Raw genomic sequence first — 26,549 nt, forward strand, 5'->3', positions numbered from 1 at the left:
CAGGGTCGGGTTCGGGCCACGTTCAGGCCAGGCTCAGGCGAGCTGCTGCTCCACCGTCTCGGTCAGCTCCGACAGCGAGAAGGGCTTGGGCAGGAACACCGAGTTCGGGACCGCCACCCGGCTCTTGTCGAGCGATTCCTCGGCGTAGCCCGAGACGAAGACCACCCGCGTGCCCGGCCGCAGCTCGAGCGCGCGGCGCACCCAGCTTGGCCCGTCCATCCCCGGCATCACCACGTCGGTGACGAAGACGTCGACCTTCAGCGACGCATCCTCGAGCACCTCCAGCGCCTGCTCGGCGGTTTCCGCCTCGATCACCGAGAAGCCGCGCAGGCGAAGGGCGCGGGCGGCGAAAGCGCGCACCGGCGCCTCGTCCTCGACCAGCAGCACCGCCCCGCCCTCCGGCGCGGCGGCGGCGCGCTCTGGCTCGGCGGGCGGCAGCTCGGCCGCTGCTACCTCCTCGTAGGCCGGAAAGAGCAGGGTGAAGCAGCTGCCCTCGCCCACCACGCTGTCGACGAAGATGAAGCCGCCGGTCTGCTTGACGATGCCGTAGACGGTGGACAGGCCGAGCCCGGTTCCCTCGCCGGTGCGCTTGGTGGTGAAAAAGGGCTCGAAGACCTTCTGCAGCTTGTCCTGCGGGATGCCCTCGCCCTGGTCGACGACCTTGACGCAGGCATAGACCCCGGGCTCGACGCGCGCCCGGTCGCGGCTCAGCGCCTCCTGCACCACGACGCGCTGGGTTTCGATGACGATCTCTCCGCCCGCGGCCATGGCATCGCGCGCGTTCACCACCAGGTTCATCAGCACCTGCTCGAGCTGGCGCCGGTCGCCGCGGATCTGCGGCAGCACCGGGTCGTGGCGCAGGATGAGTTGCACCCGCTCACCCACCAGCCGGTTGAGCAGGTGGGTGAGGTCCGACAGGGTGTCGCGCAGGTCGAGCCGCTCGACGCTCAGCGTCTGCTTGCGCGAGAAGGCCAGAAGCTGGCCGACCAGCCCCGCGGCGCGGTTGGCGTTCTGGTTGATCTGCTGCAGGTCGGCGTAATCCGCGTCGCCCTGATCGTGGCGCAGCAGCAGCAGGTCGCAATGGCCGGAGATCGCCGTCAGCAGGTTGTTGAAGTCATGCGCCACGCCGCCGGCGAGCTGGCCGATGGCCTGCATCTTCTGGCTCTGGACGAATTGCGCCTCGAGCGTTTTCAGCTCGGTCGCGTCGTTGAGCAGCGCCACCAGCTCGGTCCGCCCGCCATCCATCACCCGGTTCAAGGTCACCTGGACGAAGACCTCGCGTTCCGGCCGAGACAGGCGCAGGAACTCCGAGCGATGCAGCCCGCGCCCTGCCGCGGCATCGGCGAGCCAGTCGGCAATCGACCGCCCCAGCCCTTCCATATGGCTTCCGAGCAGGGTGCCGTCGGCGCTGCTCACCTCGAGCATGCGGCAGGCCGCGGCATTGGCGTGCAGGATGTGGCCGTCGGGCGCGAGGCGCAGCAGCGGCACCGGCAGATCGTCCAGCCCGCTGCGCGCGCGCCCAGGCGAGGGCTGGTCCACCGGGTGCAGCAGCACCTCCTGCCGCCCGACGCCGGCATCGGCGCAGCGCAGCCTTACGCTACGCGTCCCCTCGGGCGTGACGATCTGGTAGAGCTTGCCGCTGCGCAGCGGCAGCTCCAGCACCTCGTCGACGCGCCGGATGCGCCGCCCGATCATGCGCCGCGCCACGTCATTCATGTAGAGCACCGTGCCGCTGCGCCCGACGGTCAGCACCGGCACCGGCGCGGCCCCTGCTGCCTCGGGACCGGGCGCCGCCGTCTCGCCGTCCGGCGCGCCTATAGCCTCGCCGGGGATCTCCGGCGCCGCCGTCTGCGGCAGGCGGTCGATCCGCCAGCAGCTCAGCGTCTCGACCAGTGCGAGGGTGAGCCGGTAGCGCCCGGACGGCGAGACCACCTCCTCGCTCACGCCGCCGCCCTCGGCCCGAAGCAGCACCCTGTGCCGCAATTCCTCGGGCTCCGGGGTCATCTCGGCCAGCAGGTCGGCGACATGATCGCCGGACACCAGCGTGAACCACCGCGCCGCGGTGTGGTTGGCAAAGAGCAGCCGCCCGGACGCATCCTCGATCAGGGTGGGCGCCGGATCGCCCTCGGCCAGTTGCCGCAGCACCACCAGCGCGGCTTGCGCGCGGCTGCGGCGGATGCCCCTGTAGAGCGCCAGAAGGCCGCTGATCGCAAGCAGCGCCCCCGCGGCGGCGAAGAGCGCCACGGTGGCCTCGTCCCCACGCAGGACTGCGCCGATCACCAGGCACAGCAGCCCGGCCCCGGCCAGCAAAAGCCCCGGCAGGGCCCGCCGCAGCGGCCCATGCAGGCGGTCCTGCTCATACAACGCGGATTGCGTCACCCCGCGGTCCCCCTCGTTCCGTATCCCCCTGCATCATGTCGCATGATGTCGCATGGGCGATCCTAACCAAAGGTTAACGCAGGCATTCCTTCACGTCACGGAACCCGAGGTCAGGCGGGGCGCCTCAGCTGCGCGGAGAAGAATCCGTCGCCGCCATCGCCGGGCACGAACTGGCGCTGCTGCTCCAGCGTCCAGCCCGGATGACGCGCGAGAAAGGCCTCGATCTGCGCGGCGTTCTCCACCGCCAGCATCGAGCAGGTGGCATAGGCCAGCAGCCCGCCCGGCGTCACCAACCGCGTGGCGATATCGAGGATCCCGGCCTGCACCCCGGTCAGCTCATCGAGCCGTTCCGGGGTCAGCCGCCATTTGCCCTCGGGGGACCGGCGCCAGGCGCCGCTGCCGGAACAGGGCACGTCGCAGAGCACGAGGTCATAGGGGCCCTTGGGCTTGGCAACGGCCTGGACCCGGGCCCCGGCGCGCTTGGCACGGGCGGGCAGATCGGACATGCGGCGCGGGTCTGCGTCATGCGCCGCAACCTCGCCCCCCTTGCTGCCCTGCAGCCGCGCGGCCATGGCCAGCGCCTTGCCGCCGCCCCCGGCGCAATAGTCCAGCACCCGCATTCCGGGCACCAGCGGCAGCGCCGCGACCACCGCCTGGCTGGCGACGTCCTGCAGCTCGACCAGCCCCTCGGCGAAGGCCTGGCTCTGGGCGATCCGGCGTGCGCCCGCGGTGACTTCCAGCGCTCCGGCGGCGAGCGGATGCGGACGGGTCTCGATCCCCTCGCCCGCCAGCGCCGCCTGCGCCGTGGCGAGATCGCCGCGCAGCGTGTTCACCCGCAGGAAGACCGGCGCGCGCTCGCGCAGCGCCTCGGCGGCGGCACCCGCCGCGTCGCCGAGGCTTTCGGCCAGCAGCGTGTCGATCCAGTCGGGAAGATCGCGCGCCTCGGCGCCCTCGGGCGCGCGGCCCGCCGCCTGCTCGTCGTCCGACAGCGCCGCGGGTGCGTGGCCCTCGCCGGTGAACAGGCTCTCGGGCACAACCCCCTGCTGGCGCAGCAGGCCGATCAGGCGCGCCCGGCCGCTCTCGCCGCCGCCCTGCGCGGCGGTGGAGCGCCAGCGGCGCAGCACGTCGAAAACATGGTCGCGCACCGCGGCGCGGTCCTTGGAGCCGGCATAGCGCGCGCCGCGCGACCAGCCGAGCAGCGCCTGCTCGGCCGGGGTCCCGGCGGCGATGCGGTCGAGCACCTCGGCGGCGGCCTGCAGCCGTGCGCCCGGGGTCATAGCGGGCTCCGCAGGTAGCCGCTGCCCTGCCGCGCGATGCGCAGGATCGGGCTCGGGCTGACCGGGGTCGTGGTGATGTGACTGCCACTGAACGGCACCCCGCTCTCCGCCAACCACGCCAGCGCCTGCGCCCGGACCCGGCTGGCCTGCGTGCTGTCGATGTCGAACTTCGTGTGCACCGAAGGGTCGGGCAATTGCAGCGGCAGCGAGTGCAGCAGGTCGCCGACCAACGCGAAGCCGCCGGCGAAATGCAGCCCCATGTGACCGGGCGTGTGGCCCGGCAGGAGCCATGTGCGCAGCCCGTGGCCGAGGTCCGCGCCGCTTTGCACCGCGCGGAAGCGGTCGCCGCAGGCCGCCAGCAGGCGCCCGCCATGGCTGTCCTTGCCGCGCCAATGGGCGATGTCGACCTCATGCGCGAGATAGGCGGCCTTCGGAAAGGCCGGCTCGCCCGCCTCGGTCAGCGCGCCGCCGACGTGATCGCCGTGCAGGTGGGTGAAGATGACCCGGTCGATGTCGCCCGGCGCCACGCCCTGCGCAGCGAGCAGTGCCACAAGCTGGCCGCCCGCCTCGCCGTAGAGCGCCCCGCAGCCGGTATCGACGAGATCAAGGCTGCCATCGGCATGGCGCAGCAGGAACACGTTCACGTCAACGGCGTCGCCGCCGCGATGGGCGGCGGCGACGCGCTCGGCCGGGACCCCGGGGAAGACATCCGCCCCGAGGCCCAGCGTTCCGTCGCGCAGGCATAGGAGCGTGGTACCGCCCCCCTGCCAGCGCGGGGTCTGTTCCGGGCCCTGGGTCATCCGATCCGGTAGTTCGGCGACTCGCGGGTGATCTGCACGTCGTGCACATGGCTCTCCGACAGGCCGGCGTTGGTGATGCGCACGAAATTGCAGTTCTTGCGCATCTCCGCGACCGTGGCGTTGCCGGTGTAGCCCATGGCGGCGCGCAGCCCCCCGACGAGCTGGTGGATCACCGCGCCGGCCGAGCCCTTGTAGGGGACCTGCCCCTCGATGCCCTCGGGCACCAGCTTGTCGCTCGCCGCGTCCTTCTGGAAGTAGCGGTCCGCCGAGCCGCGCGCCATGGCGCCGAGGCTGCCCATGCCGCGGTAGGCTTTGAACGAGCGGCCCTGGTAGAGGATCACCTCGCCCGGGCTCTCGTCGGTGCCGGCGATCATGCTGCCGACCATGGCGCAGGAGGCGCCGGCGGCGATCGCCTTGGCGAAATCGCCCGAGAACTTGATGCCGCCGTCGGCGATCACCGGCACGTCACCGGCGGCCCGCGAGCAGTCCATGATGGCGGTGAGCTGCGGCACACCGACGCCGGCGACCATGCGGGTGGTGCAGATCGAGCCCGGGCCGATACCGACCTTGACCGCATCGGCGCCCGCGTCGATCAGCGCCTTCGTGGCATCCGCCGTCGCGACGTTGCCGGCAATCACCTGCACCTGGTTCGACAGCGCCTTGGCCCGGGCCACGGCGTCGATCACCCCGGCGCTGTGGCCATGGGCAGTGTCGATCACCACGATGTCGACGCCGGCGTCGATCAGCGCCTCGGTGCGCTCGAAGCCGCTCTCGCCGACACCGGTGGCGGCGGCGACGCGCAGCCGCCCCAGCTCGTCCTTGCAGGCGGTGGGGTTGAGCACGGCCTTCTCGGTGTCCTTCAGCGTCAGCAGCCCGGTGAGCTTGCCCTGTGCGTCGGTGACCAGCAGCTTTTCGATCCGGCGGCCCTTCATCAGGCTGATCGCCTCGTCGCGGTCGGCGGGCTCGCGCAGGATGGCGAGGTTTTCGGAGGTCATCATCACCCGCACCGGCGTGTCCGGCTTCTGCGCGAAGCGCATGTCGCGGTTGGTGACGATGCCCACGACGCGGTGCTGCTCATCGACCACCGGGAAACCGGTGAAGCCGTAGCGCTCGGTCAGCGCCTGCGCGTCGGCCAGCGTCTGGTCCGGCGTCAGCGTCACCGGGTTGTAGACGATGCCGCTCTCGAAGCGCTTGACCCGGCGCACTTCCTGCGCCTGGCGCTCGACGTCGAGGTTCTTGTGGATCACCCCGATGCCGCCGGCCTGCGCCATGGTGATCGCCATGCGCGCCTCGGTCACCGTGTCCATGGCGGAAGAGAGCAGCGGGATGTTGAGCGCGATGCTCTTGGTGACCTTGGTGCGCGTGTCGGCCGTGGACGGCAGAACGCTGGATGCTGCGGGAAGCAGCAGAACATCGTCGAAGGTGAAGGCCTCGCGAATCTCCATGGGGGCGGCTCCTTGGGAGGGTATCGGTTGGCACGTCCCTATTGCACGGATGTTCGGCGGGGGAAAGACCCCACGGAAATTCGCCGCCGGGCTGCGGTGCGGGCAGCGCAGCACCGGGGGCTCCGCCCCCGCCCTGCGGGCACCCCGGGATATTTTCCCCTAGGTGAAAGGGCCTAGCGCAGCGCCTGCAGGCAGGCCTGTACGAGGGCGACAAGCGCGAGGGGCGCGGAGAGGACAAGCGCAAGTAGCAGCGCCGCGGCGCGGGTCGGGCGGGGCCGAGGGGCCACGCTCGGAGGGCGGTTTGAAAGTCGGTCTGAAAGGCGCTGCGGGGCCTTTCTCGCGGCCTGCCCCGGAGCGCGGCGCGAAAGGCGGGCGAAAAGAGGCACGAACGGGGGGCGGCGCGGCGGTGTCATGCCTGCGATTAACCATACCCTCACTTGCCGGCGGGTTAATGGCGGAGATGACAGCCGCGAGTCCCCTGCCCATTCCCCTGCCGCTGCCGCAGTCGCCGCAATACGCCCGCGCCTGCGCCGCACTGGGAGTCGCCTGCGTGGCGGGCGACGAGCGATCATCAAACGGCGCGCCGCTGCGCTGGCAACTCCAGAGCCGGCGCCTTCCACTGCTGGGAGAGGTGGCGCTGCTCTCGCGCGGGCCGGTGACGCCGGACGCCGCAGACGCCGAGGCTTGGCTGCAGGGCCGCCGCGCAGCGGGGCCGCTGCTGCTGAATGCCGATGGCCTCTTGGATGCGGCGCTGCGCAGCGCCGGGTTCTGGCCGCTGCTGACCCCGGCAACGCTCGCCCTGCTGCCCCTGGGCGGCGAGACGCAGATGCGCGCGGCGCTGCGGCAGAAGTGGCGCAACCGGCTGGTCCGCGCCGAGGACTCCGGGCTCTCCCTGCGCCGGCTGCCTCTCCACGGTGCGCACTGGCTGCTCGCCGCCGAGGCGGATCAAGCCCGCGCCCGGCGCTACCGCAACCTGCCGCCGGCCTTCCTCGCGGCCTACGCCCGGGCCAATCCCGGCGAGGCGTTAATCTGGGAGGCGCGGCAGGACGGCCGTCCGATCGCCGCCATCGCGGTGCTGCGGCACGGGCGCATGGCAAGCTGGACCACCGGCGTCTCGACGCCGCAAGGCCGCGCCGCCAACGCGATGACCCTGCTGCTCTGGGCGGCGATGCGCTGCCTCGCGGCCCGGGGCCACGACCTGCTCGATCTCGGCATCCTGAACAGCGACGACGCGCCGGGGGTCACCCGTTTCAAGCTCGGCACCGGCGCGCGCCCGCACCGGCTCGGCGGCACCTGGCTGCGCAGCCGCGCGCTCGCGCCGCTCGCCCGCCGCCTGCCAAAAGGGCTGGTCACCTGACGGTGCCCAGCCCATTCTTCTAGGTCGAAATATCCCGGGGTGAGGCGCGCAGCGCCGAGGGGCAGCGCCCCTGATGCCACGCCCCACCCGCACGGCGGTCACTCGGTCGGGGTGACCTTGACCATCTTGTCGGGCGCGCCGATCACCGCGCCGTTCGGTCCGTCGCCGCGCTTGATCGCATCGACGACCTCCATGCCCGAGGTCACCTCGCCCACCGCCGTGTAGGCGCCGTTCAGATGCGGCGCCGGGGCGAACATGATGAAGAACTGCGAGTTCGCCGAGTTCGGGTTCTGCGAGCGCGCCATACCGACCACGCCACGTTCGAAGGCCTTGTCGGAGAACTCCGCCTGCAGGTCCGGCAGGTCCGACCCGCCGGTGCCCGCCATGCGCATGTCATTGCCCTCGCGGCCGAACTGCACGTCGCCGGTCTGCGCCATGAAGCCGTCGATCACGCGGTGGAAGACCACCCCGTCGTACTCGCCGGAGCTGGCCAGCTCGGTCAGCCGCGCGGCGTGCTGCGGTGCGACATCGTCGTAGAGCTCGATGTGGAAGGTGCCGTTGGCGCCCTCGCCCGCGACCTCGACGTCGAGCCCCGCCGCCAACGCGGGCGAGGCCACGACGGAGAGCAGCAGCGCGAGCTTACGCATCTGCCGCCACCTTCACCGAGATCATCCGGTCGGGCTCCGCAGGCGGCTCGCCGCGGGTGATCGCATCGACATGATCCATGCCCTCGATGACCCGGCCGTAGACGGTGTACTGGCCGTTGAGGAAATGGTTGTCCTTGAAGTTGATGAAGAACTGCGAATTCGCCGAGTTCGGGTTCATCGAACGCGCCGCGCCGAGGGTGCCGCGGTCGTGCGGCAGGCGCGAGAATTCCGCGGGCAGGTCGGGCAGCTGCGAGCCGCCGGTGCCGGCGCGGCGCAGGTTGAAGCCGTCTTCCATGTCGCCATGCTCGACGTCGCCGGTCTGCGCCATGAAACCGTCGATCACGCGGTGGAAGCAGACGTTGTCATATTCGCCCGCGCGCGCCAGTTCCTTCATGCGCTCGGCGTGTTTCGGCGCCACGTCGGGCAGCAGCTCGATGGTGACGGTGCCGCCCTTCAGCTCGATGAGGATGGTGTTTTCGGGGTCCTTGATCTCGGCCATGTCGATACTCCCTATGGCGTTCGTTGCGCGAGATTTAGTCCGCCCGGACGCGAATGCCAAGATGCGCGTCCCCTCGGGCGCACGCTCTGCCCGTCGCCGGGTGCTGGCGCATTGACCTTGCGCCCGGCTCGGGGCAGACCTTTGACCAACCAAGAGATCAGGAGGACCGACATGGCCTGGAAGACCCTCGACGACATGGAGCTCACCGGCAAGCGCGTGCTGACCCGCGTGGACATCAACGTGCCGGTGGACGGCGGCGTGGTCACCGACGCGACCCGGATCGAACGCGTGGCCCCCACGGTGCAGGACATCCTGTCGCGCGGCGGCACGCCGATCCTGCTGGCCCACTTCGGTCGCCCCAAGGGCAAGGTCGTGCCCGAGATGTCGCTGAAGATGCTGGTGCCCGCGCTCGAGGCCGCCTTCGGCACAACGGTCAACTTCGCCACGCTGGACGAGGCCGCCGCGGTGATTGGCGCCTGCGCCGAGGGCCAGGTCGTGCTGCTCGAGAACACCCGCTTCGAGCCCGGCGAGGAGAAGAACGACGCCGAGCTCGCCAAGCGCTATGCCGCGCTCGGCGACGTCTACTGCAACGACGCCTTCTCGGCGGCGCACCGCGCCCATGCCTCGACCGCGGCGCTGGCGCATCTGCTGCCGGCCTGCGCCGGCCGGCTGATGCAGGCCGAGCTGGAAGCGCTCGAGGCCGCGCTCGGCGCGCCGAAACGCCCGGTGCTGGCGGTGGTCGGCGGCGCGAAGGTCTCGACCAAGCTCGACCTGCTCGGCAACCTCGTCGAAAAGGTCGACATGCTGGTGATCGGTGGCGGCATGGCCAACACCTTCCTTGCGGCGCAGGGCGTCGACGTGGGCAAGTCGCTCTGTGAGCACGAGATGACCGGCACCGCCCGCGAGATCGCCGAGAAGGCCGCCGCGGCGGGCTGCGGGATCCTGCTGCCGCGCGACGTGGTCGTGGCCCGCGAGTTCCGCGAGAACGCGCCGTCGGAGGTCGTGCCCGCCGAGGCCTGCCCCGCCGACGCGATGATCCTCGACGCCGGCCCGGACAGCGTGGCGCATGTGGAGCAGGCCATCGGCCGTGCCGAGACGCTGATCTGGAACGGCCCGCTCGGCGCCTTCGAGATCGCCCCCTTCGATGCCGCCACCAATGCCGCGGCGAAGTACGCCGCCAAGCGCACCGCGCAGGGCGATCTGGTCTCGGTCGCCGGCGGCGGCGACACGGTGGCGGCGCTCAACAAGGCCGGCGCCTCCGAGGATTTCACCTATATCTCCACCGCCGGCGGCGCCTTCCTCGAATGGATGGAAGGCAAGACCCTGCCCGGCGTCGCCGCGCTCGGCTGACAGCGCGGCCCGCGCACCTGAGCGCACCGGGAGCACACCAGTGGCACACCGGGGCGCAACGGACACAATCGGCGCGCAATCGCGCCGATTTTCCAAGCCCCTGGCCCTTGGGGGATTTCCATGCCCCCACGCCTGTGGCATGGTTTCCCCGACGTCGGACGGGCCTCCGGAGAACGAGAGGCCGCGGCAGAGCAGCAGATGACCACAGGCAACAGGATCCCAGGCATATGACGGGCAGACGCAAACCGGCCTTCGGCGGCCTTGTCTTCGCGGTGATCACCCTGAGCCTGTCGGGCTATTTCACCTTTGCCGCCGTGCAGGGCGACTACGGGCTCTTCCGCCGTGCCGAGATCGAGGTCGAGGCCGACCGGCTCAGTGCCGAGCTCGACGCGATCAACTCCGAGGTCGCGCATATGGAAAACGTCACCCTGCGCCTGTCGGACGACTATCTCGACCTCGACCTTCTCGACCAGCAGGCCCGCGACGTGCTGGGAATGATCCGCTCGGACGAGATCGTCGTGCGCTGAGCGCACGCGTACTAAGTTGGCGCTAAGCGCACGCATGCTAGCCGGCGCTGAGCGCACGCAGGCAAAGCCCGCGCCAAGCGCAGCCAAACCTACCTTCCATCGACCACAGGCCGTCGCCCCGGCCGCCGGCGGGCGCCACCCTCGCCAGACATCAACGCCTCGGCGATGGAGCGCCCGTGCCGGGCGCTTTCGGGGCTCCGCCCCCGCACGCCGCTACGCGCCGCGCTCCCCCGCGTATTTTCAAAGAGAAGAAGGCAGGGACGCTTCGGTGCGTCTTCTCTTTCCAAATACGCATGGCGCGGCAGCCTGCAGGCGCGCCTTCGGCGGGACGCAGCGGACGGCGGGGTTTTGCCACCTGCTTGCCGCAAGGTCCGTCAGCCCCACTTTTTGTAGAAACAGTCCGCTGCGCCCTTTGACACTCTGGCGCCGGCGATTTACTGTGGGAGAAAGTTTAACACTAAACTAGTTGGGAGGAGTCCCCATGGCCGCCCGGAAACCATCCGCCAAGCCGAACGTCTCGCCCGAGGAGCTCAAGCAATACTATCATGACATGCTGCTCATCCGCCGCTTCGAAGAGAAGGCGGGTCAGCTGTATGGCATGGGGCTCATCGGCGGGTTCTGCCACCTCTACATCGGCCAGGAAGCCGTTGTCGTCGGCCTCGAGGCCGCGGCCAGCGAGGGCGACAAGCGCGTCACCTCCTACCGCGACCACGGCCACATGCTTGCCTGCGGCATGGACCCCAACGGCGTGATGGCCGAACTCACCGGGCGTGAGGGCGGCTACTCCAAGGGCAAGGGCGGCTCGATGCACATGTTCAGCCGCGAGAAGCACTTCTACGGCGGCCACGGCATCGTCGGCGCGCAGGTGCCGCTCGGCGCCGGCCTCGCCTTCGCCGACCGCTACCTGGAAAACGACCGCGTGACCTTCGCCTACTTCGGCGACGGCGCGGCCAACCAGGGCCAGGTCTACGAGACCTTCAACATGGCCTCGATCTGGAAGCTGCCGGTTGTCTTCGTCATCGAGAACAACCAGTACGCCATGGGCACCTCGCAGAAGCGCTCGACCTCGACCGAGGAAATCTACACCCGCGGCGCGCCCTTCGGGATCCCCGGCGAGCTGGTCGACGGCATGGACGTGCTGAAGGTCAAGGAAGCCGGCGAGAAGGCCGTGGCGCACTGCCGCGCCGGCAACGGCCCCTACATCCTCGAGGTGAAGACCTACCGCTACCGCGGCCACTCCATGTCGGACCCGGCGAAATACCGGACCCGCGAGGAAGTGCAGAAGATGCGCGACGAGCGTGACCCGATCCAGAGCGTGCGCGACCTGCTGCTGCAGGGCAAGCACGCCACCGAGGACGACCTCAAGGCGATCGACAAGAACATCAAGGACATCGTGAACGCCTCGGCGGAGTTCTCGAAGGAGAGCCCGGAGCCGGCGCTCGAGGAACTCTGGACCGACATCTACGCCGACGAAGTGCCGCAAGGCGACGCGGTAGAGGCCTGAGGCAGAAGGACTAGACGGATATGGCAACCGAAATTCTCATGCCCGCGCTCTCGCCGACCATGGAAGAGGGCACGCTGGCCAAATGGCTGGTCAAAGAGGGCGACACCGTGAGCTCGGGCGACATCCTCGCCGAGATCGAGACCGACAAGGCCACGATGGAATTCGAAGCCGTCGATGAAGGCATCGTCGGCAAGATCCTCATCGAGGAAGGCACCGAGGGTGTGAAGGTCAACACCCCGATCGCCGTGCTGATCGAGGAAGGCGAAAGCGCCGATGACATCGAGGTCTCCTCGGGTGGCGGCGACGCCGAGCCCGCGCAGGCCGAGGAAGCGCTCGAGGCGCCGGTCGAAGCGGCCCCCGCCTCCGCTCCGGCCACCCCCAAGGCCAAGGCGGTCGAACCCGACTGGCCCGAGGGCACCGAGCTCAAGCAGCAGACCGTGCGCGAGGCGCTGCGCGATGCCATGGCCGAGGAAATGCGCTCGGACGCCAATGTCTTCGTCATGGGCGAGGAAGTGGCCGAGTACCAGGGCGCCTACAAGGTCACCCAGGGCCTGCTCGACGAGTTCGGCTCGAAGCGCGTGATCGACACGCCGATCACCGAGCACGGCTTTGCCGGCATCGGCGTCGGCGCGGCCTTCGGCGGGCTCAAGCCCATCGTCGAGTTCATGACCTTCAACTTCGCCATGCAGGCGATCGACCAGATCATCAACTCGGCGGCCAAAACGCTTTACATGTCCGGCGGCCAGATGGGTGCGCCCATGGTGTTCCGCGGCCCGAACGGCGCGGCGGCCCGCGTCGGCGCGCAGCACAGCCAGGACTACGCCGCATGGTACGCCATGGTGCCCGGCCTCAAGGTGGCGATGCCCTACTCGGCCTCCGACGCCAAGGGCCTGCTGAAGAGCGCCATCCGCGACCCGAACCCGGTGATCTTCCTCGAGAACGAGATCCTCTACGGCCGCTCCTTCGACGTGCCGGTGATGGATGACTTCACCGTGCCCTTCGGCAAGGCCCGCATCTGGCGCGAAGGCACCGACGTGACCCTCGTGTCGTTCGGCATCGGCATGACCTACGCCCTCGAGGCGGCGGACAAGTTGGCGGAAGAGGGCATCTCGGCCGAGGTCATCGACCTGCGCACCCTGCGCCCGATCGACTACGGCACCGTCATCGAGTCGGTGAAGAAGACGAACCGCTGCGTGACCGTGGAAGAGGGCTGGCCGGTGGGCTCCATCGGCAACCACCTCTCGGCCTACATCATGCAGAACGCCTTCGACTGGCTGGACGCCCCGGTGATCAACTGCACCGGCAAGGACGTGCCCATGCCCTACGCGGCGAACCTCGAGAAGCACGCGCTGATCACCACCGCAGAGGTGATCGACGCCGTGAAGCAAGTCACCTACCGGTAAGGAGAGCGTCATGCCCACGGAAATCCTGATGCCCGCGCTGTCCCCCACCATGGAGGAAGGCACGCTGGCCAAGTGGCTGGTGAAAGAGGGCGACACCGTGTCCTCGGGCGACATCATCGCCGAGATCGAGACCGACAAGGCGACGATGGAATTCGAAGCCGTCGACGAAGGCACCATCGGCAAGATCCTCATCGAGGAAGGCAGCGAAGGGGTGAAGGTGAACACCCCCATCGCCGTGCTGCTCGAAGAGGGTGAAAGCGCCGACGACATCGACACCTCGGCCTCCAAGGCCGAGGAGACGCCCGCCGAGGCCAAGTCCGAGGCGCCCGCGCCGAAGGACGAGGGCGCCAAGGCCGCGGCGGCCACCCCGGCTGCCGGCTCCGCAACCCCTGCCCCCGCCGCGCCCAAGGGCGAGGACGGCAAGCGCATCTTCGCCTCGCCGCTGGCCCGCCGCATCGCGGCGGACAAGGGGCTCGACCTGGCGCAGGTCAAGGGCACCGGCCCGCATGGCCGGATCGTGAAGGCCGACGTCGAGGCCGCCAAGCCCGGCGCAGCAGCCGCCAAGTCCGAGGCCGCAGCCCCGGCCGAGAAGAAGGCCGCCGATGCGACCGTCATGCCCGCCGGACCTTCGTCGGACGCGGTGCGCAAGATGTACGACGGGCGCGAGTTCGAAGAGGTCAAGCTCGACGGCATGCGCAAGACGGTGGCCAGCCGCCTCACCGAGGCCAAGCAGACCATCCCGCACTTCTACCTGCGCAAGGACATCAAGCTCGACGCGCTGCTCAAGTTCCGCAGCCAGCTCAACAAGCAGCTCGAAGCGCGCGGCGTGAAGCTCTCGGTCAACGATTTCATCATCAAGGCCTGTGCCCTGGCGCTGCAGTCCGTGCCCGACGCAAACGCCGTCTGGGCAGGTGACCGCATCTTCAAGCTCAAGCCGTCGGACGTGGCGGTGGCCGTGGCGATCGAAGGCGGTCTCTTCACCCCGGTGCTGAAGGATGCCGAGATGAAGTCGCTCTCGGCTCTCTCTGCCGAGATGAAGGACCTCGCGGGCCGGGCCCGGAACAAGAAGCTGGCACCGCATGAATACATCGGCGGCAGCTTCGCGATCTCCAACCTCGGCATGTATGGCATCGACAACTTCGACGCGGTGATCAACCCGCCGCATGGCGCGATCCTCGCCGTGGGCGCGGGCGTCAAGAAGCCCATCGTCGGCGCGGACGGCGAGCTGGCCGTGGCGACGGTGATGTCGGTGACGCTCTCGGTCGACCACCGGGTCATCGACGGCGCGCTGGGGGCCGAGCTGCTGCAGGCGATCGCCGACAACCTCGAGAACCCGATGGTGATGCTCGCCTGATCCGGGCGCATCGCAGGAATAAGAAACGGCCCCACTGCAAAGTGGGGCCGTTTTTCTTTGCCCGGCCCCATGGCCTCGAGAGGCCCCATACGTGCAGACCGAAAACGTCAGAGGCGCGGACCCGCCGGCCCGCGCCCCTTTTCAGTCAGCTCGACGCGTCTACTGCATCGCGCTGTCGAGGAAATCCGCCACGACGTTCGACATGTCGAAGGACGCCCCGCCCTGCACCGGCGGGTATTCCGCCAGCGTCTGCAGGTGCTGGCCCATGAGCACGCTCATCGGCTGCATCAGCCACGAGACCTTCTGCATCAGGTGCCCGTAGGCGTCGGTGCTGCTGTAGCTCTCGAAGGGGTCCATGCGGATGTTGAACACCAGCGGCGCGGTGCGCGCCTCGAGGCTGTCGTAGTAATCCTCCTTGGTGGAGAAGTGGAACTTCCACGGCCCCATGCGCACGGCGGTCAGCTTGCTTTCGTAGTAGTAGAAGATGTTGTTGCGGGCCGAGTTGTCCTGCTCGCCCATCCAGTACGGCAGGTTGTTCACCCCGTCGATGTACTGCTGCTTCTCTTCCATGACCTCGGCGGCCACGTCCTCGATCCCGGCGGCGGCGGCCAGCGAGGTGAACATGTCCTGGTGGCCCTGGATGCCGTTGAGGATCTCGCCCTCGGGCAGATGTCCCGGCCAGCGGATCATCGACGGCACGCGCACGCCGCCCTCGTAGGTGGTCATCTTCTCGCCGCGGAACGGCGAGGTGCCGCCATGCGGCCAGGAGTTGTGCTCGGGGCCGTTGTCGGTCGAGTACCAGACGATGGTATTGTCGGCGAGGCCCTGCTCTTCGAGCCAGTCGAGCACCACGCCGATGTCATGGTCGTGCTGCAGCATGCCGGAGCCGTAGAAGTCGGCCTCCGAAGTGTACTCCTCGGCGGCGTAGCGCCATTCGTCGTTGAGACGGGTGTAGAGGTGCATGCGGCTGGTGTTGAGCCAGACGAAGAAGGGATCGCCCGCCTCCTTGGCCGCCAGCATGAAGTCCTGCGCCAGCGGGATCACCTCGGCCATGTCGAAGTCCTTCATCCGCTCCTGCGTCAGCGGGCCGGTGTCCTCGATGGTCTGCATGCCGATCTTGCCGAAGCGCGGCTGCTCGGTGGGGTCGTCGGTCTCGGAGGCGAAGGAGTGGATCACCCCGCGCGTGCCGAACTGCTCCTCATAGGCCTCGAGCGAGCCCGAGAAGGCTTCGCCGAAGCGCTGGTAGTCGCGCTGTTCGGCCTCTTCCTGGGTGTTGAGGTGGTAGAGGTTGCCAAAGAACTCATCGAACCCGTGCACCGTCGGCAGGTGCTCGTTGCGGTCACCAAGGTGGTTCTTGCCGAAATGGCCGGTGCGGTAGCCGATCTGCTTCAGCTCTTCGGCCAGCGTCGGCGAGGCGGCCTGCAGGCCGAGCGCCGAGCCCGGCTGGCCCACCGTCGTCATGCCCGAGCGGATCGGGTACTGGCCGGTGATGAAGGCGGCGCGGCCCGCAGTACAGCTCGGCTGCGCGTAGTGGTCGGTGAAGCGGATGCCTTCCATGGCGATGCGGTCGATGTTGGGCGTGGTGTAGCCCATGGTGCCCATCCCGTAGGATGAAAGATTGGACCAGCCGATGTCGTCGCCCCAGATCACAAGGATGTTCGGTTTCTCGGCCTGCTCCTGCGCCGCGGCGGGACCCGCGAGCGCAAGGACGGCAAGCGGAACCGCCAGAATATGTGTCCTCGACATTACTTTTCTCCAAATTTCCATACGCTTGGGAAAAATCTTTCCCTAGGGAAGCTTACACACGCTTCGCGGGTACACGCATGAAAATACCGCGCCCCGGAGCCCTTTATGACGTAACGTCACAATCGCGTGTCAGCGCGGTTTCGCGCGACGCGGGCGCGCGGCGCGCAGACAGCTGCCCGTGCGTCATGCGCTGCCTGCATGGCGAGATTGCGCAACCGTCGCTTGCGAAGATGCACCCAGGGCATACCATTGCTCCGTGCTGCATTGCGGCGGGCGAGTCCCGTCCCCGCAGTCCGGCACTCCCGACATTCGACACACGATGCAACATCCGATCCGCGGAGCTGCGACATGGCTATCCAAGACCGTCAGGGTTTTCTGACGATCCTCTCTCTGGCGCTCGGCGCCTTTGCAATCGGCGTCTCCGAGTTCGCCGCCATGGGGCTGCTGCCCTATTACGCCGCCGATCTCGGCGTGAGCGAGCCCGATGCCGGCCACGCGGTGAGCGCCTATGCGCTCGGCGTGGTCGTCGGCGCGCCGGTGCTGGCAGTGCTGGGCTCGATGATCCCGCGCAAGCTGCTGCTGATCCTGCTGATCTGCTTCTTCGGGCTCGGCAACCTGCTCTCGGCCATGGCGCCGAACCTGACCATGCTGATCGCCGGGCGCTTCCTCGCCGGGCTGCCGCACGGCGCCTTCCTCGGCATCTCGATGCTGTTTGCCGCCGAGTTCTCCCCCGAGGGCCGCAAGGCGCGCGGCGTGGCGCAGGTGCTGATGGGGCTGACACTGGCCAATGTGATCGGCGTGCCGCTGGCAGGTGCCGCGGGCCAGGTCTTCGGCTGGCGGCTGTGTTTCGTGGTCACCACCGGCATCGCCGCGCTCTCGGCGCTGATGATCGCCCGGCTGGCCCCCAACGTGCAGACCGGCCCGATGCCCAGCCCCCTGCGCGAGCTCTCGGCGCTGGCCAACCGCGCGGTGTGGATGACGCTGCTGGTGGGCGCGATCGGCTTCGGCGGCGTCTTCGCCGTCTACGCCTACTTTTCGGCCGCCATGCTCGACGCCACCGATGCCCCCTCCTGGGCGGTTCCCGTGGCGCTCTCGGCCTTCGGCGTCGGCGGCATCCTCGGCAACCTGATCGCCGGACGGCTCTCGGACTGGTCGCGGCTCGGCGGCGCGCTGCTGCTGCTCGCGGGCATGGTGCTGATGTCGCTGCTCTACGCCGCGGTGATCGGCGACTGGATGATGATGGGCCTGGCGCTCTTCCTGCTCGGCACCACCGCCAGCCTCGCCATCCCGCTGCAGATGCGGCTGATGGACGTGGCGGGCGAGGCGCAGACCCTCGCCGCGGCGCTCAACCACGCCGCCTTCAACGCCGCCAACGCCCTGGGGCCGTTCCTCGCCGGGCGCGCGCTGGCCGCGGGCCAGGGCTGGGCCGCCACCGGCCAGGTCGGCGCGGCGCTGGCCGCGGGCGGGATCGTCATGCTCGGCCTCGCGTGGATGGAAAGCCGCAGCCGCGCACGCCGGGTGATGCCCGCGGTGGCGGCGGGGGCCTGAGGAGGTCAGGCCCGGTCGGAACGAGGCGCGCAGCGCCGCCGGGCAGCGGCCGACCGCCCCCCGGGCGGCCGCTTTGGTCAGGGCACCGCACGATCGACCGTTCGGCGGAGCGGCCCGATAAACTGCCGGGCCACCCTCGTCTCAAGCGGCAGCCCGCGGTCGGCCCCTGGCCTCCGTATCGCTCCGGGTGAACGCGTCTTTGGCGGATCAGCCCCCCGTACTCGGCACCCCATACAAAGCAAAAGGCGCGGTCCCGCCGGACCGCGCCTTCTTCATTTTCCCAAGGCCCCGCCTCAGTCGCTGCAGTTGCAGCCGGTGAGCTTCTGATCCATCGAGCGCGAGGGCTGGTCGCAGCCCGCCTCGCCGACGATCTTCGCCGGCACCCCGGCGACGGTCTTGCAGGGCGGCACTTCGGCCAGCACCACCGAGCCCGCCGCGATGCGCGAGCGGTCGCCCACCTTGATATTGCCCAGCACCTTGGCCCCGGCGCCGATGAGAACGCCGTTGCCGATCTTCGGGTGACGGTCCTCGTCCTCCTTGCCGGTGCCGCCGAGCGTCACTGAGTGCAGGATCGATACGTCGTCGCCGACCACCGCCGTCTCGCCGATGACGATCGAGTGGGCGTGGTCGATCATGATTCCCTTGCCGATCTTCGCCGCCGGGTGAATGTCGACGCCGAAGACCTCCGACGAGCGCATCTGGAAGAAGTAGGACAGGTCGCGCCGGCCCTGGCGCCACAGCCAGTTCGCCACGCGCTGGCTCTGCACCGCCTGGAACCCCTTGAAGTAGAGCAGCGGCTGCAGATAGCGGTGGCAGGCCGGGTCACGCTCGTAGGTGGCCTGGATGTCGGCCCGCGCCTTCAGCGCCAGCGAGGGGTCGGAGCCGTAGGCCTCGTCGCAGATCTCGCGCAGGATCTGCTCGGACATCTCGCCATTCGCCAGCTTCAGGGAAATCCGGTAGGCCAGCGCCCGTTCGATCGTCGGATGGTGCAGGATCGAGTAGTGCACCGACCCGCCCAGCAGCGGCTCGGCGGCGACAACCTCTTCGGCCTCGTGGACGATGCGGGCCCAGACAGGGTCCAGTTCGGCGATCTTGGCACGTGTCTTGGCCATGGGATTCCTCCGTCAGTTGCCGCCCAGTCTAGCAGATAGGCTTTGAGGGTCGAAATGCAAAACCGTGATCTAGGGGATCGCGGGCCGAGATGAAAGCCCCAGGGCGACACCCGTCAGGCCGAGAGCGACAGCCGCGCGAAAGGCCCCGCCCCATAGCGCGCCGAGACCTGCGCCACCTGCACTTCGTAGAGCCCCGTCAGCCCGTCCTGCGCCGGGTCGTAGAGCCATGACGGCTCGGCGCTAAACGCCTCTCGGATCACAGTCTCTCCCTGCGTTACGCGCAGGAGGTAACGCTCGCTCTCCTCCCCGAGCGGCACCTCGGGAAGCGCCCAGTCGTCGCCTTCGAGGCGGGTGCGCCGGATCCAGCTCAGCGCCCGTGCCGTGCCCCCCGCCGATGCGGCGCGCAGATGCACCGGGCGGTAGGGCCGCAGCCCGTTGCCGTCGAAGGCCAGCTCCCGGTGCACGTAGCTCGGATCGTCGTAGCCACGCTTGGCCGGGCCGATCCGGTAGTGCCGCGTTTGCCGCCGCTGCGCCGGGCTCAGCGCAATCTGCTGCGGCGCCCCGTCGAGCAGCACCACCCAGGACCCCGCGGGCCAGACCCCGGGCATCACACCGTCGCTGCCCGCCTGCCCGCGCAACCGGTGCGAGAGCAGCCAGCGCCCGTTCTCCAGAAGTTCGGCATCGCGGAACTGGAACACCTCCCAGCCCCCCGGCGTGCCGTCGCCGATCGCCATGGCATTCGCCCCGCCCAGCAGCGCGGCGCCGGAGACCGTCTCCAGCGCCCCCGAGCGCAGCGCGATCTGCACCCCCACGCCGCGGTCGATCCGCCCGGCGGGCGCGGCGGCCAGCGGCGTCTCGGTGAGCCCGACCGTCGCCCGCGCCGCGAGGATCTCGCTCAGCCCGTAGTCCGCGTCCGAAGCGCTGTCATAGACCGCCACGCTGCCCGGCCAGGGCGTCGCCGTCACCGCCAGATGCGGCGCATGCGGCACCTCCTCGCCGCTCAGCAGCGGCAGGTCGAGGAAGAGCGGCAGCACCGGCACCGGCGCCGCAAAAGGCCGCAGCACCGGGTCGCTCTCGCCCAGATCGGCGGGCAGGTAGGTCTCCGGCTCGATGCGCACCGCTTCGATCCTCTGATGCGCGCCGCTCTCCACACGGTCGATGCGCGCGCGCACAGACCCCGAGGCGGCAGGCAGCTCGATGATATCCCCGGCGCCCAGCGGCATCAGCGAGGGCGGCAGCGCGAAGCGCAGCGTCTCGCGGGCGATGCGAGCCTCGGCCAGCCAGCGCTCCAGCACCATCCGGCCCTCGGCCCGGGTCAGCGCCATCGGCCATTCGGTCTCGGCCACCCCGTGCGTCTGCGCATCCGGCAGCACCACCTCCTCGCCCGAGACCACGTGGTCGCCATCCGCCTCGACGAAGCGCAGCCGCAGCCGTCCGGCCATCTCGGCCTCGGCGGCGCGGATGCGCAGAAGGTCGCCCTCCTCCGACGGATCATGCACCAGCGCCGCCGGATCGAGCGTCACAGGCGCGCGCCCGCGCCGTGGCAGGAAGACCAGCGCGCCGTCGCGCTCGATCGCATCCACCCCATGCGCCAGCAGGAGCGGCTGCAGCGCGCCCCGCGCGTCGCTCACCCGGCCGAGCTGATACCCCCGCACCCAGCCCCAGAGCCGGCTCACGTCGACCTCCGCCCCCCCCGAGCGCGCGCAGACCTCCGCCACCACCGAGGCCAGCGTCCGCCCCGAGGCACGCCCGTTCAGCCAGTGCCCGCGCCGGTAGTTGCCACCGTCGCTCCACTGCTCCGAGAGCCCCGGAAACCACGGGTAGGGCCGCGCGTCCCAGGCCCAGACCAGCGCCCGCGACATGTCGAGCATCGGCGCGTCGTAGACCTCCGAGTCCGGGTTGTTGGCGGGATCGTCCCAATGGGCATGCACCGCGCGCAGATACTGCCGCTGCATAAGTTCATCACGCAACCCATTGGAGTAATGCGGAAGAAGGCTCTCAGAGCTTTTCGGATCAAGGTACTTGTTGGGCTGGTTCGCGCCCTTGTCGACGGCGGCGCAGCCAAGCTCGGTGAACCAGATCGGCTTGCTCTGCGGCACCCAGCCGGTGGGCTGCGCCTGCCGCACCCCGCCGATCCGCTCGTGGTGCAGGTTCGACCACCAGCCGCGCAGGTCCTTGTAGCGGTAGACCCAGGGCTCGCCATGCGCGCCATCGGTGATCGGCACCCGGCGCTGCGCGTCGCGGGCCTCGGCGGTGGGATAGTACCAGTCGTAGCCCTCGCCGCCCGCGACATTGGCCATGAGGTACGCAGGGCTGTAGACCGCGCCCCACCCCGCATCCGCGTGATCCTCGCCGTCGCGCCAGTCGGCCAGCGGCATGTAGTTGTCGATGCCGATGAAATCGATCTGCGGGTCGCTCCACAGCGGGTCGAGGTGGAAGTAGACATCGCCCGAGCCGTCCTGCGGGTGGTAGCCGAAATACTCGCTCCAGTCGGCGGCGTAACCGATCTTCACCTCCGGCCCCAGCAGCACCCGGCACTCCGCCGCCAGCGCCCGCAGCGCCTGCACCGCCGGGAAACCGGAGGCGCCGCGGATCTGCGTCAGCCCGCGCATCTCCGAGCCGATGCAGAAGGCCGAGACTCCGCCCGCCGCGGTGCAGAGCGCCGCCTGATGCAGGATGAAACGGCGGAAGGACCATTCCTCCGGGCCGGAGTAGCTGACCGCGCCGTCCGACACGGCAAAATCCGCCGCCGCGGCGCTGCCGAAGAAGGCCGCCACCTCGGTCTCCGCCGCCGCCGTGCCGTCCGGCGATCCGCTCATCCCGGGCGCGAGGCTCGAGGTGATCCGCCCCCGCCACGGGAGCGCAGGCTGGCCCCCGGTCCCGGTCCACGGGTCGGGCAGCGCATTGCCCGCCAACTGGTCCATCAGCACGAAGGGGTAATAGACCACCTCCAGCCCCCGCGTCGCCATTTCCTGCAGCGCCTCGATCACCGCGGCATCGGCGGGCGTGCCGCCATACACCGGGCGCCCCTCGAGCTGCGGCACAAGCTGCGCCGCGCCGCGCTCCAGCCCGGCGACCCGCCACGGCATCTGCTCCGAGTCCCATTCCCCCTGCTCGACCTTCGGACGAATGGAGCAGGCCCCGCAGCGCAGATCGTCGCCGAACCAGCTCACCACCAGCGAGGCGGCGCGGCACTCGGGCAGCTCGTCGCGCAGCTGGTCCAGCGAGACGATGAAATCCGGCAGTTCGGCGGGCGTGTTCAGGTTCACCGCCGCCTGCGCGCCATTGCCGCGATCGAGGTATACCGGCCGCGTCGCCAGCGCATATTCCCCGGTGCCGGGGATCATCGCCACGCCGCGGATCGCCAGCGGCACGTCCTGCGCATCGCCTAGCTCGGGCCGCGTCACCTCGAAGCTGAACTGCGGCACGCGGTTGCCGAAACGCTCGAGCATCAGGTCCTCGATCACCACGTAGGCGGTGCCGCGATAGGCCGGGACCAGCCCCGCACCCTCCACCGCCTCCATCTTCGGATCGGGCAGTTGGTCGCGGCTGCCGGTGTAGACCCGCATGTTGAGATCGCGCGGCGCGATCTCGGCCCCGTCGGCCCAGACCCGGCCCACGCCGGTGATCTCGCCCTCGCAGAGCGCCAGCGCGAGGCTCACCGAATAGCTGTGTTGCTTCACCGTGGTCTCGCTGCGCGGGCTGCCCTTGCCGCCGCCGACGCGCTCCTTGCGCACATGTTCGGTGAATTCCGAGGCCCAGATCACCTGGCCGCCGACGCGCATGCGGCCCCAGACCTGCGGGACCGCCGCGCCCTCGCCCGCGCCCGCCAGCCGAAAGCGTTCGATCCGCCCGGTCTCGACGGTCTCGGACCCCGCGCCCATAAGGCGCTGGTCGACCGCCCGGCCAAGCCCCGCGCCGAGAAAGCGGCCCACGGCGGTCATCGACAGGCCGAGCGCCGAGCCGCCCATGCTGCTGCCAAACGCCGCCCCGGCGGCGGAAAGGAGGATCGTCGCCATCAGGTTCTCTCCGTCGGAAAGGCAAAGCGCGCCGCCAGACGGCGGCACCACGGCGCGCTGAGCGCGCTCTCGATCACCCCGTGACCGCTGTAGGCATGGATGAACCGCGCGCCCGCGCCGGCTCGTGCCTGCAGCCCGAGGTGCTTGGCCACCGCGCCCTCGCGCATGCGGAACAGCAGCACGTCACCGGGGGCCTCGTCCTGCATCGGCTTTGCACGCAGATGCCGCAGCGCCGCGCGCAGCAGGGCTTCGTCGCCCTGCGGCTCGGACCAATCGCGGCTGTAGGGCGGCACCGGCTCGGGCTCCGCACCGATCACCTCGCGCCAGACCCCGCGTAGGAGCCCCAGGCAATCGCAGCCCGCCCCCTTCACCGAGGCCTGGTGCAGGTAGGGCGTGCCGATCCAGCCGCGCGCCGCGTCGACGATCCGGGTCCTGCTCATCGCCGCGAGCCCCCGCCCGCGCCCGCCGCTCGGCTGGCGTGCACCAGCATCCAGTCATCCTCGGGGATGTCCGGGAAACCCTGGAAGTTGAGCAGATTGCCGAACTTCAGCCGGCAGCTCTCCATGCGCTTGTCGCAGCCCGCGGTGACCCGGCAGAGATCACCCGGCGCCAGCGCCGCCCGCAGGGGCTCCCAAAGCTCGATCACCCGCTGTCCGCCGTCCATCCGGTCGCGCTTGACCGCCGCGCCGAGCCCCTTGCCCGCACCGTCCAGCATCTCCAGCCTTCCGCGCGCGAACCAGCCCGGCGCGAGCTCCGCCAGCGGGCCAAGCTGGACGCGCCGACCGTCGAAGGCCGCCAGCACCGGCCCCTCGAAGACAAACCCCGGTCTGGCGAGATCAAACCGGCACGCCGCATCCCCCAGCACCGCGGAACACGGCGCCTGGTAGACCCGCCCCAGCGGCACGTTCAGCGCCTCGGTAAGCCCGCGCAGCTCGGCGTGGAACGCCCCGTCGCCGCGGCGGATCTCGCCGAGCGTGCCACGGAACGTCACCCGGCGCTGCGCGACATCGGACCAGTTCACCAGCCAGGCCACAAGGTCGGCCCCGTCGAAACGCCCGGCGTCGAGCTCCGCCTCCGACAGCGCCGCATCCGAGAGCGCGCCCATCGCCTCGCTGTTGTCGACCGACAGCCCCGTGCCCTGCTGCAGCGCCAGCGCGCTCAGCCCCGAGCCCGCGCGGAACACCAGCCCGTCGAAGGACAGATCCCGATCGTGGTCGGTGAAGCCGTAGCGCGTGCCATCCGCCCGGGTCAGCGCCCAGCAGCGCGCCACGGTGGTCAGCCCGCCCGCAAGGTGGTCATGAAGCTCCGCCGCGCCCATCAGACCCGCACCTCGACCACCGGCACATCGGGCACCTGCCCGGCCTGGAAACTGGCCACCGAGACGTTGATCCGCTCGGTGTCGAAGCGCACCGGCACGTCGAACTCGAAGCCCGCGCTGACCTCGACCCCGGCGAGCGGCGGCTCGGCAAAGGTGATGAGCCCGGTCGCAAGCGCGACCTCGAAATGCACCCCTTCGCGCATCTCCACGTCCTGCACCGCCGCGAGCACCGTGCCCGCCACCGGCTTGGCAATGGGCCGCGCAGTGCTGGCGCCGCCCGAGCGGTAGGTCTTGGTCAGCTGGAAGGCGCGCGTCACCCCGTCGCCATGGGCGATCACCTGGTCGCCAGCCGAGACGGTGCCCGAAGGCAGGCAGGACTTGTAGTCCGACCAGTCCTTCCAGCGAAATCCGTAGAGCTGTCCGCGCCGCGCCTCGAAGAAGGCCAGCAACTCCGCGATATCGTCCAGAGAGCGCAGCCCGAGCCCGGCGTCGAAGCGCCGCCGCGACTGCGCCCAGGGGGTGTTGCGCTCCTCATGGCCCGAGCGCAGCTCGACCACGTCGGTGCGCCGCTCCGGCCCGCCCATGGCGCCGAAGCTCAGGTCGGCGGGAAAGCGTGTCTCGTGAAAGCTCATGGTGCCTCCTCAGCGGTTGCGCGCGCCCTGGCTCAGCGCCCGGCTCATCTGCGCGGCGATCTGCGAACGGCTGCGCTGGAAGCCCTGCACGTCGGGCGTCTGGATGTTCATCACCACGGAAACCGGCGCGCTGCGCCCCTCGGCGCGCACGCCGAGCCGGCCATCCGCCCCGCGCGAGAGCGGCAGGATCGCCTCTGGCCCCGCCTCGCCCATCAGCCCGGTGCCGCCGCGCATGGGAAAGCGCACCGGCCCGCTGACCACGCCGCCGCTGGCAAAGGGCATGACCCGCCCCTGGGTGAAGGCCCCACCCTGCGCAAAGGGCGAAAACGCCCCGAAGAGCTCCGACATTCCCGCCGCCAGCGTGCCGCCGAGCTGATCGCTTACCGGGCGCACCGCGGCGCGATAGGCGCTGTCCGCCACGCCCTGCGCCACACGCTGCAGCGCCTCCGAGGCGCGCATCTCGCCGCTCACCAGCCCGTCAAAGGCCCTTGCCAGCCCGCGGCTCAGCGCGCCTTCGAGCTTCGCCGCGCCCTTGCCGGTGGTGGCAAATGTCTGGTTGATGCGCTTCAGCTCGGCCTCGAAGCCCGCCGCCATGGTCGCGGCGCCGCCCAGCCCCGTTTCAAGTGCGCCCATGGCGCGATCGAGCTCTTCGACCCTGTCGAAATCCGTCATGTCCCATCCCCCTGTTCCCCGTCCGGAAAGGCCGCGATCAGCTCCTCGAGCCGCGCCCGCCCCATCGGGCGCGCGCCGCGCGCCTCACCCAGCATCACCCGCAGCTCGGCAGGGGTGAGCGCCCAGAACTCCGCCGGGCGCAGCCCGAGCCCGCGCAGCCCCGCGTGCAGCAAGGCCGGCCAGTCGAACCCGCTCACCCGGCATCCCCCGGCAGCTCGAAGGCCCGCGCCAGCAATTCCGCCGCCGCCCGTGCCGCCGCCATCGGGCCACCGCCGATCTCGGCGCTCACGAGGTCCGCCGCCGAGCCCTGCCAGCCGCCGTCGCGCAGCCCCGCCACGATCAGCGCCAGCACGTCGCGGCTCGAGCAGGCGCCGCCCTCGAAGCGGCGCACCAGGTCGACCAGCGACCCCTCGTCCAGCGCCGCCTCAAGCTCGGCCAGGGCCCCCAGCGTCAGCCGCATCACCCGCCGCTCGCCGTCCAGCACCAGGTCCACCTCGCCGCGCCACGGGTTGGCCATTTACGCCCCCGCCGCCGGCACGAAGCTCAGCGCCCCGGCCGAGGCCAGCGCGATCTCGTAGGTCGCCTCGCCATCGTGGCTGCCCGCGTAGTCGATCGAGGTCAGCTGAAACGGCCCCTCGACCGTGCCGAAATCGGGGATGATCACCTGGAAATCCGGCGTCTCGCCGTCGAAGAAGATCTGCCGCGCCCGCTCATCCGTGCCCGCATCGCGGAACACGCCCGAGCCCGAGAGGTTCGCCGATTTCACCCCGGCCCCCGCCAGCAGCTCGCGCCAGCCACCGGCGCTTTCCAGCGAGGTGACATCGACGCTCTCGGCGTTGAAGCTGACCCGCGTCGCGCGCAGCCCCGCCATGGTCTCGAACTGCCCGTCGCCGGTGAGGTCGAGCTTGATCAGAAGATCCTTGCCGTTCTGCGCAGCCATGTCTGCACCTCCTTGTTTTC

General features: G+C 70.0%; 23 protein-coding genes. 7 read left to right on the plus strand and 16 right to left on the minus strand.

Annotation, left to right across the window (positions count from 1 at the left end; genetic code table 11):
* Nucleotides 1–33 precede the first annotated feature (33 nt).
* From LC039_RS03480 to guaB, 4 genes are all read right to left on the minus strand, one after another.
* The gene (locus LC039_RS03480; protein ID WP_226621658.1) at nt 34–2,364 is read right to left on the minus strand and encodes an ATP-binding protein; all 2,331 of its coding nucleotides are present in this window, start codon (nt 2,362–2,364) and stop codon (nt 34–36) included.
* Between the two features lie 125 nt (nt 2,365–2,489).
* Entirely contained in the window at nt 2,490–3,656 is a 1,167-nt protein-coding gene (locus tag LC039_RS03485; protein WP_226621659.1) for an RsmB/NOP family class I SAM-dependent RNA methyltransferase, read from the minus strand.
* Nucleotides 3,653–4,456, minus strand: a complete 804-nt coding sequence (locus tag LC039_RS03490; RefSeq protein WP_226621660.1) for an MBL fold metallo-hydrolase — start codon at nt 4,454–4,456, stop codon at nt 3,653–3,655. Before LC039_RS03490 ends, LC039_RS03485 begins: the two co-directional genes overlap by 4 nt.
* Nucleotides 4,453–5,901, minus strand: a complete 1,449-nt coding sequence (gene guaB / locus LC039_RS03495; protein WP_226621661.1) for an IMP dehydrogenase — start codon at nt 5,899–5,901, stop codon at nt 4,453–4,455. Before guaB ends, LC039_RS03490 begins: the two co-directional genes overlap by 4 nt.
* A 451-nt stretch (nt 5,902–6,352) precedes the next feature.
* Between guaB and LC039_RS03500 the strand changes: the two genes are divergently transcribed.
* Nucleotides 6,353–7,258 carry a GNAT family N-acetyltransferase gene (locus LC039_RS03500; protein WP_226621662.1) on the plus strand — a complete coding sequence of 302 codons (906 nt, stop codon included), beginning with the start codon at nt 6,353–6,355 and terminating at the stop codon, nt 7,256–7,258.
* 98 nt (nt 7,259–7,356) lie between these two features.
* On the opposite strand, the gene LC039_RS03505 is transcribed toward LC039_RS03500, so the two are convergent.
* Both LC039_RS03505 and LC039_RS03510 read right to left on the minus strand, forming a co-directional pair.
* On the minus strand, nt 7,357–7,905 hold the full coding sequence (locus LC039_RS03505) for a peptidylprolyl isomerase (RefSeq protein ID WP_226621663.1): 549 nt from the start codon (nt 7,903–7,905) through the stop codon (nt 7,357–7,359).
* Nucleotides 7,898–8,404 (minus strand): peptidylprolyl isomerase, encoded by a 507-nt coding sequence (locus tag LC039_RS03510; protein ID WP_226621664.1) that lies wholly within the window; start codon nt 8,402–8,404, stop codon nt 7,898–7,900. Before LC039_RS03510 ends, LC039_RS03505 begins: the two co-directional genes overlap by 8 nt.
* 171 nt (nt 8,405–8,575) lie before the next feature.
* On the opposite strand from LC039_RS03510, the gene LC039_RS03515 reads away from it, so the two are divergent.
* From LC039_RS03515 to LC039_RS03535, 5 genes are all read left to right on the plus strand, one after another.
* Nucleotides 8,576–9,754 carry a phosphoglycerate kinase gene (locus tag LC039_RS03515; RefSeq protein ID WP_226621665.1) on the plus strand — a complete coding sequence of 393 codons (1,179 nt, stop codon included), beginning with the start codon at nt 8,576–8,578 and terminating at the stop codon, nt 9,752–9,754.
* A 227-nt stretch (nt 9,755–9,981) separates the two neighbouring features.
* Entirely contained in the window at nt 9,982–10,281 is a 300-nt protein-coding gene (locus LC039_RS03520; protein WP_226621666.1) for an FtsB family cell division protein, read from the plus strand.
* A 481-nt stretch (nt 10,282–10,762) separates the two neighbouring features.
* Nucleotides 10,763–11,785, plus strand: coding sequence for a pyruvate dehydrogenase (acetyl-transferring) E1 component subunit alpha (gene pdhA / locus LC039_RS03525; RefSeq protein ID WP_226621667.1), 1,023 nt, complete (start codon nt 10,763–10,765; stop codon nt 11,783–11,785).
* 20 nt (nt 11,786–11,805) lie between these two features.
* The gene (locus LC039_RS03530; RefSeq protein WP_226621668.1) at nt 11,806–13,188 is read left to right on the plus strand and encodes a pyruvate dehydrogenase complex E1 component subunit beta; all 1,383 of its coding nucleotides are present in this window, start codon (nt 11,806–11,808) and stop codon (nt 13,186–13,188) included.
* Nucleotides 13,189–13,198: 10 nt separating this feature from the next.
* The gene (locus LC039_RS03535) at nt 13,199–14,542 is read left to right on the plus strand and encodes a pyruvate dehydrogenase complex dihydrolipoamide acetyltransferase (protein WP_226621669.1); all 1,344 of its coding nucleotides are present in this window, start codon (nt 13,199–13,201) and stop codon (nt 14,540–14,542) included.
* Between the two features lie 159 nt (nt 14,543–14,701).
* Here LC039_RS03535 and LC039_RS03540 read toward each other — a convergent pair whose 3' ends face one another.
* A complete protein-coding gene (locus tag LC039_RS03540) occupies nt 14,702–16,288 on the minus strand; it encodes an arylsulfatase (RefSeq protein WP_226621670.1) in 1,587 nt (528 codons plus the stop codon).
* Between the two features lie 348 nt (nt 16,289–16,636).
* Here LC039_RS03540 and LC039_RS03545 point away from each other — a divergent pair, with 348 nt between their 5' ends.
* The gene (locus LC039_RS03545) at nt 16,637–17,836 is read left to right on the plus strand and encodes an MFS transporter (RefSeq protein ID WP_226621671.1); all 1,200 of its coding nucleotides are present in this window, start codon (nt 16,637–16,639) and stop codon (nt 17,834–17,836) included.
* A 293-nt stretch (nt 17,837–18,129) separates the two neighbouring features.
* Here LC039_RS03545 and cysE read toward each other — a convergent pair whose 3' ends face one another.
* The 9 genes from cysE to LC039_RS03590 form a co-directional block, all read right to left on the minus strand.
* On the minus strand, nt 18,130–18,948 hold the full coding sequence (cysE, locus tag LC039_RS03550) for a serine O-acetyltransferase (protein WP_226621672.1): 819 nt from the start codon (nt 18,946–18,948) through the stop codon (nt 18,130–18,132).
* A 113-nt stretch (nt 18,949–19,061) separates the two neighbouring features.
* Complete coding sequence (locus LC039_RS03555) at nt 19,062–22,967, minus strand: glycoside hydrolase/phage tail family protein (RefSeq protein WP_226621673.1); 3,906 nt, start codon at nt 22,965–22,967, stop codon at nt 19,062–19,064.
* Nucleotides 22,967–23,407: an NlpC/P60 family protein gene (locus LC039_RS03560; protein ID WP_226621674.1), complete on the minus strand. Its 441-nt coding sequence runs from the start codon at nt 23,405–23,407 to the stop codon at nt 22,967–22,969. The genes LC039_RS03555 and LC039_RS03560 overlap by 1 nt, the downstream gene beginning before the upstream one ends.
* Nucleotides 23,404–24,285 (minus strand): DUF2163 domain-containing protein, encoded by an 882-nt coding sequence (locus tag LC039_RS03565; RefSeq protein WP_226621675.1) that lies wholly within the window; start codon nt 24,283–24,285, stop codon nt 23,404–23,406. Before LC039_RS03565 ends, LC039_RS03560 begins: the two co-directional genes overlap by 4 nt.
* Nucleotides 24,285–24,917: a DUF2460 domain-containing protein gene (locus LC039_RS03570; RefSeq protein ID WP_226621676.1), complete on the minus strand. Its 633-nt coding sequence runs from the start codon at nt 24,915–24,917 to the stop codon at nt 24,285–24,287. The genes LC039_RS03565 and LC039_RS03570 overlap by 1 nt, the downstream gene beginning before the upstream one ends.
* Before the next feature lie 9 nt (nt 24,918–24,926).
* Complete coding sequence (locus LC039_RS03575; protein WP_226621677.1) at nt 24,927–25,589, minus strand: phage tail tape measure protein; 663 nt, start codon at nt 25,587–25,589, stop codon at nt 24,927–24,929.
* Nucleotides 25,586–25,786 (minus strand): rcc01693 family protein, encoded by a 201-nt coding sequence (locus LC039_RS03580; RefSeq protein WP_226621678.1) that lies wholly within the window; start codon nt 25,784–25,786, stop codon nt 25,586–25,588. Before LC039_RS03580 ends, LC039_RS03575 begins: the two co-directional genes overlap by 4 nt.
* Nucleotides 25,783–26,106, minus strand: coding sequence for a gene transfer agent family protein (locus LC039_RS03585; protein WP_226621679.1), 324 nt, complete (start codon nt 26,104–26,106; stop codon nt 25,783–25,785). Before LC039_RS03585 ends, LC039_RS03580 begins: the two co-directional genes overlap by 4 nt.
* Nucleotides 26,107–26,529 (minus strand): phage major tail protein, TP901-1 family, encoded by a 423-nt coding sequence (locus tag LC039_RS03590; RefSeq protein ID WP_226621680.1) that lies wholly within the window; start codon nt 26,527–26,529, stop codon nt 26,107–26,109.
* Between the last annotated feature and the right edge of the window lie 20 nt (nt 26,530–26,549).

This window comes from Alloyangia pacifica, from assembly GCF_020524285.1.
Taxonomy (GTDB): domain Bacteria; phylum Pseudomonadota; class Alphaproteobacteria; order Rhodobacterales; family Rhodobacteraceae; genus Salipiger; species Salipiger pacificus_B.

Coding starts and splice junctions, on each gene's coding strand:
- LC039_RS03575 (WP_226621677.1), bottom strand. CDS start 25,589: ATGACGGATTTCGACAGGGTCGAAGAGCTCGATCGCGCCATGGGCGCA.
- LC039_RS03510 (WP_226621664.1), bottom strand. CDS start 8,404: ATGGCCGAGATCAAGGACCCCGAAAACACCATCCTCATCGAGCTGAAG.
- LC039_RS03515 (WP_226621665.1), top strand. CDS start 8,576: ATGGCCTGGAAGACCCTCGACGACATGGAGCTCACCGGCAAGCGCGTG.
- LC039_RS03490 (WP_226621660.1), bottom strand. CDS start 4,456: ATGACCCAGGGCCCGGAACAGACCCCGCGCTGGCAGGGGGGCGGTACC.
- LC039_RS03565 (WP_226621675.1), bottom strand. CDS start 24,285: ATGGGCGCGGCGGAGCTTCATGACCACCTTGCGGGCGGGCTGACCACC.
- cysE (WP_226621672.1), bottom strand. CDS start 18,948: ATGGCCAAGACACGTGCCAAGATCGCCGAACTGGACCCTGTCTGGGCC.
- LC039_RS03540 (WP_226621670.1), bottom strand. CDS start 16,288: ATGTCGAGGACACATATTCTGGCGGTTCCGCTTGCCGTCCTTGCGCTC.
- LC039_RS03555 (WP_226621673.1), bottom strand. CDS start 22,967: ATGGCGACGATCCTCCTTTCCGCCGCCGGGGCGGCGTTTGGCAGCAGC.
- LC039_RS03530 (WP_226621668.1), top strand. CDS start 11,806: ATGGCAACCGAAATTCTCATGCCCGCGCTCTCGCCGACCATGGAAGAG.
- LC039_RS03500 (WP_226621662.1), top strand. CDS start 6,353: ATGGCGGAGATGACAGCCGCGAGTCCCCTGCCCATTCCCCTGCCGCTG.
- LC039_RS03520 (WP_226621666.1), top strand. CDS start 9,982: ATGACGGGCAGACGCAAACCGGCCTTCGGCGGCCTTGTCTTCGCGGTG.
- LC039_RS03535 (WP_226621669.1), top strand. CDS start 13,199: ATGCCCACGGAAATCCTGATGCCCGCGCTGTCCCCCACCATGGAGGAA.
- LC039_RS03545 (WP_226621671.1), top strand. CDS start 16,637: ATGGCTATCCAAGACCGTCAGGGTTTTCTGACGATCCTCTCTCTGGCG.
- LC039_RS03590 (WP_226621680.1), bottom strand. CDS start 26,529: ATGGCTGCGCAGAACGGCAAGGATCTTCTGATCAAGCTCGACCTCACC.
- LC039_RS03560 (WP_226621674.1), bottom strand. CDS start 23,407: ATGAGCAGGACCCGGATCGTCGACGCGGCGCGCGGCTGGATCGGCACG.
- pdhA (WP_226621667.1), top strand. CDS start 10,763: ATGGCCGCCCGGAAACCATCCGCCAAGCCGAACGTCTCGCCCGAGGAG.
- guaB (WP_226621661.1), bottom strand. CDS start 5,901: ATGGAGATTCGCGAGGCCTTCACCTTCGACGATGTTCTGCTGCTTCCC.
- LC039_RS03485 (WP_226621659.1), bottom strand. CDS start 3,656: ATGACCCCGGGCGCACGGCTGCAGGCCGCCGCCGAGGTGCTCGACCGC.
- LC039_RS03505 (WP_226621663.1), bottom strand. CDS start 7,905: ATGCGTAAGCTCGCGCTGCTGCTCTCCGTCGTGGCCTCGCCCGCGTTG.
- LC039_RS03585 (WP_226621679.1), bottom strand. CDS start 26,106: ATGGCCAACCCGTGGCGCGGCGAGGTGGACCTGGTGCTGGACGGCGAG.
- LC039_RS03570 (WP_226621676.1), bottom strand. CDS start 24,917: ATGAGCTTTCACGAGACACGCTTTCCCGCCGACCTGAGCTTCGGCGCC.